The 7,224-nt window shown below is 70.7% G+C and carries 7 protein-coding genes; 3 read left to right on the plus strand and 4 right to left on the minus strand.

Going from position 1 to position 7,224, the window contains the following annotated elements; all coding sequences use genetic code 11:
• Positions 1-2: 2 nt before the first annotated feature.
• From AB0H88_RS18820 to AB0H88_RS18830, 3 genes are all read right to left on the minus strand, one after another.
• Entirely contained in the window at positions 3-1,079 is a 1,077-nt protein-coding gene (locus AB0H88_RS18820; RefSeq protein WP_357645978.1) for an AAA family ATPase, read from the minus strand.
• Positions 1,076-4,588: a DUF4132 domain-containing protein gene (locus AB0H88_RS18825; RefSeq protein WP_357645980.1), complete on the minus strand. Its 3,513-nt coding sequence runs from the start codon at positions 4,586-4,588 to the stop codon at positions 1,076-1,078. Before AB0H88_RS18825 ends, AB0H88_RS18820 begins: the two co-directional genes overlap by 4 nt.
• A gap of 86 nt (positions 4,589-4,674) precedes the next feature.
• A complete protein-coding gene (locus tag AB0H88_RS18830; RefSeq protein ID WP_357645982.1) occupies positions 4,675-4,839 on the minus strand; it encodes a hypothetical protein in 165 nt (54 codons plus the stop codon).
• A 202-nt stretch (positions 4,840-5,041) separates the two neighbouring features.
• Here AB0H88_RS18830 and AB0H88_RS18835 point away from each other — a divergent pair, with 202 nt between their 5' ends.
• The 3 genes from AB0H88_RS18835 (at position 5,042) to AB0H88_RS18845 (ending at position 6,951) form a co-directional block, all read left to right on the plus strand.
• Positions 5,042-6,157: a branched-chain amino acid aminotransferase gene (locus AB0H88_RS18835; protein ID WP_357646404.1), complete on the plus strand. Its 1,116-nt coding sequence runs from the start codon at positions 5,042-5,044 to the stop codon at positions 6,155-6,157.
• A gap of 84 nt (positions 6,158-6,241) precedes the next feature.
• Complete coding sequence (locus AB0H88_RS18840) at positions 6,242-6,436, plus strand: hypothetical protein (RefSeq protein ID WP_357645983.1); 195 nt, start codon at positions 6,242-6,244, stop codon at positions 6,434-6,436.
• The gene (locus tag AB0H88_RS18845) at positions 6,436-6,951 is read left to right on the plus strand and encodes a group II intron maturase-specific domain-containing protein (protein WP_357645985.1); all 516 of its coding nucleotides are present in this window, start codon (positions 6,436-6,438) and stop codon (positions 6,949-6,951) included. The genes AB0H88_RS18840 and AB0H88_RS18845 overlap by 1 nt, the downstream gene beginning before the upstream one ends.
• A 68-nt stretch (positions 6,952-7,019) precedes the next feature.
• On the opposite strand, the gene AB0H88_RS18850 is transcribed toward AB0H88_RS18845, so the two are convergent.
• Positions 7,020-7,224, minus strand: a 205-nt coding sequence (locus AB0H88_RS18850; protein WP_357645987.1) for a hypothetical protein, incomplete at its 5' end; no start/stop codon positions are given.

Below are 7,224 nucleotides of genomic sequence, written 5' to 3' on the forward strand. Positions count from 1 at the left end.
GTTCAGCCCGGCAGCAGGTGGCGGGCCTCGTACAAGGCCTTCCACTGGTCGCCGTGCCGCCTGCGCTCCAGGTACCTGCGGAGCTTGGCCAGATCCTCCGGGTTGTCCTTGGCGGCCGTACCGGCGAGGCAGGAGACCAGGTCGGCGGCGGTGCCCGGCTCGCGGCGCAGGAACCAGCCGCGCAGCCCGACGGCATGGGCGACCGAGACAGCCTCCGCGGTGCTCATCACCCCCGACAGCCGGTCGGTGGCGTCGCCGCGCGCTGTCTGCCCCTGGCGCAGCTCGCGGAAGGTGGTGACCAGGACCTCCAGCACGTCGCGGCGCGGCGGCATGGTGACGCCCGAGCGTTTGAGCAGCGCCCCTGCCTCCGCCTCCACCAACGCCAACTCTGTGTCGAAGTCGGCGATCGGGAAGACGGTCTCGAAGTTGAAGCGGCGCCTGAGCGCGGCGCTCATCTCATTGACGCCGCGGTCGCGGGTGTTGGCGGTGGCGATGATGGTGAACCCCTCCTGGGCGAACACCATCGACTCGGGACCGCCCAGCTCCGGTACGGCGAGCACCCGGTCCGACAGCGGTGACAGCAGGCAGTCCTGCACCTCCAGCGGGCACCGGGTGATCTCCTCGAAGCGCACCACCTTGCCCTCGGCCATGCCGCGCAGCAGCGGCGCGGCCACCAGCGACCGGGTGGAGGGGCCCTCGGCGACCAGCAGCGCGTAGTTCCAGGAGTATTTGATCTGGTCTTCGGTGGTGGCCGCGCCTCCCTGGATGGTGAGCGTCGAGATGCCGCTCACGGCCGCGGCGAGCAGCTCGGACAGCAGCGACTTCGCCGTGCCGGGCTCGCCCACCAGCATCAGCCCGCGGTTGGTCGCGAGCGTCACCAGGGACCGGTCGATCAGCGAGGGATCGCCCACGAACTTGCGGCTGATGCCCAGCGTCTCGTCCCCGAGGACGAAACGGCGGGCAGCCCGCAGGCTGAGCGCCCAGCCGGGCGGCCGGTCGTCGGTGTCGTGCTCCCGCAGCCTGGCCAGCTCGCCGGCGTAGCGGATCTCGGCCGGGGGCCGCTGGGCGTGTTCGTTCATCGGGTGATGTCCCTCAGGTCTCGAAGGATCTCGGAGGTGGTGATCGGATCGAGGCCGTCGAGCCCCAGCTCCACGAGGGTCTGCTCGTCGGCGAAGTCGGGGTAGCCGATCGAGATGCCCGGGTAGAGGCCGATCGTGACGGTCCTGCCGCCGGGCACGTCCCGCTCGATCCAGCCCTGCCAGCCGGCGTCCTGAGGTGCGCCGCGCCGCCAGCCGCGCCGCTCCAGGCCGATCACCGCGCGGGTGGGGATCTTGGCGGCCTCGATCTCTGCCACCAGCGCCGGATCCAGCTCGTACGTCTCCCTGCCCAGCTGCGGGAACGGCTGCAGGATCTCGTAGTCGGCCAACACCTCGGACCAGGCGGCCAGGTCCTCCCCCAGCTCCAGCGGGTGCACCACGCCTACGAGAGCGTCTTCGGGCAACGTCAGCGTGTCGTCCTCGACGTCGGCGAAGCTGCGGTCCTCGGCCACGCGCAGGGTGCTCGTGAGCTTGCCCGACGGGTCGTACAGGCCCCATACGAGCCGCCGTACGATGTGCCAGAGCAGCGGGTGGCCGACGAGCAGCCGGCCGAAGTCGCCGGCGCTCCAGCGACGCCGGTTCACCATGGCCTGCTCCAGGCGGTGGATGGTGTCCCCGGCCACGGAGCGCACGTCCTTCTTCAGCCCGGCGAAGCGCCGGTGGGCGGCGGGCGCGAGCTGCGGATCGTCGTTGGCGCCCGGCTTGGGCAGGTTCTTCAGCCGCTTGCCCGAGGCGTCGGCCACGTACGGCTTGAGCTGCTCGTCGAAGCCGACCACGAACTGCCTGCGGCCGTAGTCGAGGGTCAGGCTGCCGTCGGCGGACAGGCCGAAGTCCGGCACCAGCCGGTCGGCCAGCTCCTGCGGCGTCAGGCCGAGCTCGACGGCGACCTCGTCCATCTTCAGCTTCGCCCGGTTCTTCAGCCCGCTGAACTTGACCTTCTCGGCGATGCCGTGCAGGTGCATCAGCGCGACCTCGGAGCCGATGGAGGCCAGCAGGTCCAGACCGGTGACCGCGCGCGCGTGCCCGCCCTCGCCCGGCCAGGTCCTGATCAGCGGGGTCAGCCGCCGTACGGTCTCGTCGTCGCCGAGCAGCGCCTGCGCGTCCATCACCCAGCTCTCCTTGGACGGGTAGCCGGCCGCCTGCCAACGCTGGAACAGCGCCCAGGCGAAGTCGGCGAGGCTGCGGCCGTCGCAGGCCTCCTTGACCACGGCGAGACCGGCATACGGGTCGCCGGGCTTGGAGATCGCCAGCATCGTCATCACATGGCGGACCGCCTCGGAAGGTAGCGCTCCCGCGTCGCCGCGCAGGTGGATCGGGGTCATGATCGTGATCTGCGTCCACTCGGGCATCGCGGGCAGCTTGGCGGGCAGCGCGTCGAGCGGGTCGGCCACGAGCAGGTCGGCGATCGCGGCCTCGGCGGCGGACCCGTACCCTGCGGCGGCCTCGGCCACGGTGTCGCGGTGGCCGCCCGCGACCAGCGCCGCCAGCGCCTGCTCGGCCCGGAGCCTGGCCACGCCGGGCTTGCCGAGGGCCGCCGGGATCAGTGCCCTGGCGGCCGTTCCGGGGTGCCGGTTCAGCCAGGCCAGTGCGGTGGCGCGTACGGACTTCAGCCGGGACAGCCAATCGGCCATCAGCCCGGCGACCTCCGGCGCCGCGAACGGCAGCAGCGACGCGGCGACCGAGCTGGGACCGCGCCGGGCGCTGTCGAGCACCATGGGCAGCGCCGCCGGCCCGAACCTGGCCACCACCTTCGGCATCCATTCGCCCGCCCCCCACAGGTCGCCAGGGCGCCACTTCCCGATCAGCGGCGCGGCCAGTTCCTCGGGCCCGGCGACGAACAGGGCGATCCCGCCGGACCAGTGGCCGTCCTGGCCCTCGGCGATCTTGCGGGCGATGTCCTTCCAGCTCCGGCGCCAGGACCGATCCCATGAACCTTCACCCGCCCGGGGGGAACGCCAGTTGTCCTGCTCGCCCGGCGCCCACACGAGGGCCGGTTCGTCGGTGCACACCAGGCCGTTCACCACGACCACCTTGCGCGCCTTGCGCGGGCGGGTCCAAGGCGGGCTGACCAGCACCTCGGGCAGGGCCTCCGGCGGAGCGGCGGCGACGGCCTCAGCGGTCACGATCTTGTTGATGCGCTCGGCGGCGGGGCCGTCGCCGAGGCTCGCGAGCACCTCGTCCACCAGGTCGGGATGGGCCGCCACATGGGCGCGCAGCAGCAGCTCCACGTCCTTGCCGCCGGACTCGGCCAGCATCCGCATAGCCCGGCGGGGGAAGCGGGAGGCCGCGCGCAGGAAGGCCGGCTGGGTGTACTTCTGCGCGATGCGGTCGAGGATCGCCCGCATCGCCGTGTCGTACGGCAGGTCGGCGAGCACGTCCAGCAGCCGCTTCCGGCTGTCCGCGCCGTAGGCGTGGTCCACCCAGAGGGCCAGTAGCGGCACGGCCGCCTCGCCCATGCCGTCGACGACCGTGGCGGGCAGGGCGAGGGAGTCTCCTATGTAGTAACCCCGCACCTGGTCCGTGATCAGCTCGGCGTGCTCCGGCGTGCTGATGGCGGCGATCAGATGGAAGGCGAGAGCCGGGAGGATCCGGCTCACCTCGGCGCAGTCGGCCGCGACCCAGCCGGTCTCGGTGGGCACCAGGTTGGAGGCGGCCACGCGGTGGTGGAGCCCGCCTTCGCGGCTCACCGCCAGCGCCGCGACGACCTCGGCGTACTCGGCGTCGGACGCGGCGGCCAGCACGGCGCGGACCCGGGCGTCGATCTGCTGGGCGGAGGTCCAGCCATGCCACCGCTCGGGGGCCTCGCCGTCGGCCAGCCGGCGGACCATCCAGGCGCCCCCGTCGTGGACGTAATCCAGCGAGGCAAGCTCGGTCACGGCCACCGCCGCGAACACCGGGCCGCGTTCTGCCAGCCAGGCCTCGGCGAACAGGGACAGCATCTCGCGCTCGGTCCATGGCAGGGACACGGCCACCGCCTTGGCGACCACCGCCGCGCCCAGCGGTGTGCCGGCGGGCTCCCCTGCCAGATACGCCGCGCCCGCAGACGCGAGCTCCGGATCCGGACACTTCGCCACCGTGTCGGCGAGCTCCTTCCGGTGCTTGTCCAGCTCGGCGGCCAGTTTCTCTGGCGCGCTCGCGTCCGGCCGCTTCACGGAGACTTTCGCTCCGCCCCGCCGTGGGTAGAGTGCGCGCAACCAGGCAGGCGGCAACGTCAGCCGGTCCTCCTCCTCAACGCTGCCAGCGGCTGCAGAGGAAGGCGCTTGCGACGAGGAGGCCGTTTCGTCCTCCGTGTAGCCCTTGCGTAACTTCTCCGCCACCAGCTTGTCCGCGGCCGCCGTGGCGACGGCGGCCGAGCCGAACGACTTGACCTGCGTCTGACCGGCCGCGCCCAGCCGTCCATACCGGATGTGCAGCTCCGCGCCGTCCTGGCGCACTTCCCAGAACTTGGCCGAATCCCCGCCGACGAACGTCAGCGTGCGCTCCACGCTCATGCCGATACCTCCACTCTGCATCCCGTCAGCCTCTTGATCGACAGCGGCGAGTATGGCGTTAACGACCGACAAAGTCGCGCGGAAGGTCAGCCGGGGAGGTCGGCGGCCTCGATGTAGTGGCCCTGCCAGCGAGCGGTCTTGGCGCGGATGTCGAACTGGTTGCCGTGCCGTTCTCCTTCGTCGACGCCATTCACCCCGGCATCCAGTGGGTCTACGCTGTACGCACGGGCGACGGGCAGTTGCTTGCTCATGGCTTTAGAAGATCTCGACCCCTGCCTGTTACTGGGTTGCACCACCGACGAGACGCGCGAGCGGTTCTTCATCGAGTTCCGCCGCGCCCTGCGCCGACTCCTCGACGGCCCGCATCCCTGGCCCGTAGCCAGTCCTCCGAAGCCCGTTCCGCACCCGCTGACCGCGCGCCGCGGTGAGCACTCGCCCGTAAGGGAAACCCAGATGCCCCTCACGCTCCCGCAGTTCACCATCAAACCGCATCCTCACCTGCGTCCTGATGCCGAGCGGCAGCAGATTCTGGCCGCGCCCGGCTTCGGCCGGTACATGACAGATCACATGGTCACCATCAAGTGGAGCGGCGAGGCGGGCTGGCATGACGCCGCACTGGGCCCATACGCCCCGCTGACCATCGACCCGGCCGCCACGGGACTGCACTACGGCCAGTCGATCTTCGAGGGGCTCAAGGCGTACCGGCAGCCGGACGGTACGGCCGCGCTGTTCCGGCCCGAGGCCAACGCGCACCGCTTTCAGGCGAGCGCCCGCCGGATGGCCATGCCGGAGTTACCCGTCGAGCTGTTCATGAAGGCATGTGAGCTGCTCGTGGGTCAGGATCGGTGCTGGGTTCCCGACGCCGATGAGCACTCTCTGTATCTGCGGCCGCTGATGTTCGCCACCGAGAGCACGCTCAGCGTCCGGCCCTCGGCCGAGTACCAGTTCCTGCTCATCGCCTCCCCGGCCGGGTCGTTCTTCCCCGACGGCATCAGACCCCTGTCGGTGTGGATCGCCGAGGACTACGTACGGGCCGCCCCGGGTGGCACCGGCGCCGCCAAGTTCGCCGGGAACTACGCCGCCGCGTTCCTCGCCCAGAACGACGCCGCCGAGCACGGCTGCGACCAGGTGGTCTGGCTCGATGCGGTCGAGCGGCGCTGGATCGAGGAAGTGGGCGCCATGAACCTCTTCTTCGTACGCGGCCACGGCCCTGCCGCCGAGATCACCACCCCCGCCCTCACCGGCTCACTCCTGCCCGGGATCACCCGCGACTGCGTCCTCACCCTCGCCCGTGACCTCGGCCACCCCGTCAGCGAGAGCCGCATCAGCCTGGAGGAGTGGCAGACGGGCGCGGCGGACGGCTCGATCACCGAGGTCTTCGGCTGCGGCACCGCCGCTGTCATCACCCCCGTCGGCCGGGCCCGCACACGCACCACCGCATGGCAGATGGCAGACGGCCGGCCCGGTCCCATCACCCTCCGGTTGCGCGAGAAGCTCATGGCCGTACAGACCGGCCGTGCCCCCGACCCGCACGGCTGGGTGCACCATCCGCGCACGACAGCGCACTGACCTGCGCGAAGAACGCCATTCCCTGGGGGTGGGCTCCCATGTGCACGGCTCTGTCGCCGTCGGAGAGTGCCGTCCGGAGACGCGGTGCGCCATGGCGGCGAGGGCGGCGAGGGCGGCCGGCTCAGCCTGTGGCAGACCAGCGGCCGACTCTACGGCCGGGTCACCGACAACGGCCCGGGGCTGGCGCGGCCTGACTCGCAGGGCCACCACGCCGTACCGGCGGCCCGGCTGGGAGTACAGCCGTTCCTGATGCAGATCACTCCCAGTGGCACACCCTGATGGGCACCGATTACCAGCGCGCCAAGCGCAGGCGAGCCGGGCAGGGCGACTGGCGGCTAATCCGTTACTGCGACGACTTCGTCGTCATGGTGTCCGGGACAGCCGACCGGGCTGAGATGCTGCGTGAGCAGATCGCAGAAGTTCTTGCTCGGCTTGGCCTGCGTCTGTCGGCGGACAAGACCCGCGTGGTCCACATCGACGATGGGTTCGACTTCCTCGGCCAGCACATCCGCCGCCAGCGGAAACGCGGCACGACCAAGCTCGTCGTCTACACCAGACCGTCCCGGAAAGCCATTCAGGCGATCAAGGACCTGATCTCGGAACGGACCTATAGGCACTCCCTCAACCAGAGTCTGGGCACGCTCCTGGCGAGCTTGAACCGGATGCTGGCCGGGTGCGCGAACTATTTCCGCCATGGCGTATCCAAGAAGACCTTCGCCGCGATCGACCACCCACGTGGCAGCGGATCGGTCATTCCGACTCCGTGGACCATCGAACCGGCAGCCACAAGCTGACCACCGGGCAAGACACGTGGAGAGCCACGAGAAGGCCCCGGCAGGTACCGGGGCCTTCACGCCCCCTCTCAGATGACAGAGTCGGGGAAGGCCGACAGCAGGACCTGCGTCCAGCCCTCGGTGTCCACCACGCCCTGCCCGTACAGGTCGTCGCCCTTACCGTCGAGCGGATTCTCATCGAAGTAGCGGTGCACCGACCCCTCGGCGTTCCTGTGGCCGTAGTACACACCGCCACCCGGCGACAACAGGTGGTCGAACACCTGCCAGGTCGTG

The sequence above is a fragment of the Nonomuraea sp. NPDC050680 genome (genome assembly GCF_040654555.1).
Classification (GTDB): Bacteria; Actinomycetota; Actinomycetes; order Streptosporangiales; family Streptosporangiaceae; genus Nonomuraea.